Raw genomic sequence first — 1,619 nt, forward strand, 5'->3', positions numbered from 1 at the left:
TGCCCGCACACCTCCAGGTACATGCCGGCCGCGCGGCCGAGCTGGGCGAGGCGGATGAGCTGCGTGACCATCTCGTCGCGCCGTTCCTCGTCCTTCCTCGTGGCCACCATGAAGAGTTCGGCCACCTCGTCCACGAACAGCACCACCGGCACCGGGCGTTCGTGCTCAGGCAGGCCCCAGATGTCGGAGGTGATTTCCTCGTCCGGGGTGCCGGGGGCGATGCCCTGCCGGGCCTTGATCAGGTCGTAGCGGTCTTCCATTTCCTTGACCAGCACCGGCAGCAGTTCAGCCGCCTGTCCCGGGTCGGTCGCGAGTGCGGAGAGCCGGGGCGCGAAGGGAGCCAGTTCGACGCCCCGCTTGCAGTCGATGCCGACGAGGGCGACGGGCTGAGGGGCGAGTCCGGCGATGAGGTGGCGCAGGTACATGGACTTGCCGGACAGGGGGGCGCCGAGGGTGAGCTGGTGGGGGATGGTGCGGTAGTCGCGTACGAACGGCGTGGCGTCTTCGCGCAGGGCGACCGGCACTTTGAGGAAGCCGTCCGCGATCTTGCGCGGCATGCGGACCCGCCGTAAGACGTCGTAACCGACGAGCCGCAGCTCGATGACACCCGGCTTGACCGGGGTGACGTAGACGGCGTGGACGCCCCAGGCGTTCCGCAGCCGTTCGGCGGAGGCGGCGAAGTCGGCGGGTTCCTGGCCAGGGGCCAGGCGGAGGCGTATCCGCAGCCCGGTCGTGGTGGGCCGGAGCAGGCCCCGGCGAGGCGGTACGGGCCGCACCTCACGCCGGGTCATGGCCCTGGCCGCGAGCACCCGGAGCCGGGAGGGCGCCACGGTCAGGCCGCACACCTCCATGACTGAGCCGTACGAGCTGAGCAGCCGGACCGTGGACACAGGGAGGCCGACCGTGGACCAGTACGCCGCCGGGTGCTTGGCCCGGGCGTAGGCGGCCCCGCCGCCGAGCGCGGCGACAGGACCACTCACTTCGAGGAGCGTCGTCAGGTCGGACATCAGGCGACGGCCCCGGTCGTGGCCGGGAAGGCGGCGGGCGTGACTGCGGCAGCGCGGTAGGCGATGCCGTGGCGCTGCTGACCGTTGAAGACGGACTCCCACGGCCGGGCGACGAGGCCCGGCAGCGAGACCGGCGCCCCGAGGGTCAGTCCCTCGGAGATGCCGCCTTCCGGGACGGTGACCTTGATGAGCGAGGACTCGCCGTCCTCGATGTAGACGACGCCGATGGTCATCAGCGCCTCACCGCTGTTGGCGTCCTTGGCGATCTCGCCCGTCTGCCGGTCACGGACCTTCGGCTCGGGGGCCTCGGTGAGGAGGATCGTCGCTCCGGAGGTCTCCACGCGGATGGTGCGCAAGACACACTCCTATCTACTCGTCTATACAAGATGGGTCCTGTGAACTCCTTGATCGGGATCGCGGAATCACCTTGCCACACAACTCGCCCACTCGTCTATACGAGTGAGCGTGTTGGGGTGTACGAGTTCGGGAGAACGTCCCCGCGCACCACCGCAAATCATGACGATCAGGTCGCCGGAAGCTGATACGAGAGGACGTAGGCGTCCGCCGCCATCACCGTGTCGCAGACCTCGACGGCCCGCCCCTCGGTGTCGA

The 1,619-nt window shown here is 69.4% G+C and carries 2 protein-coding genes and 1 pseudogene; all 3 read right to left on the reverse strand.

Annotated elements, in window-relative coordinates; genetic code table 11:
• Positions 1-1,007 (reverse strand): FtsK/SpoIIIE domain-containing protein (locus AC069R_RS34045; RefSeq protein WP_478770561.1); only part of this gene is annotated, 1,007 nt, incomplete at its 3' end.
• Positions 1,007-1,363, reverse strand: coding sequence for an SCO3933 family regulatory protein (locus AC069R_RS34050; RefSeq protein ID WP_059263711.1), 357 nt, complete (start codon positions 1,361-1,363; stop codon positions 1,007-1,009). The genes AC069R_RS34050 and AC069R_RS34045, both read right to left, overlap by 1 nt.
• A 167-nt stretch (positions 1,364-1,530) precedes the next feature.
• Positions 1,531-1,619 (reverse strand): annotated as a pseudogene (locus tag AC069R_RS34055) (GntR family transcriptional regulator); the annotation flags it as partial.

The organism is Streptomyces sp. NPDC043952 (assembly GCF_056435325.1).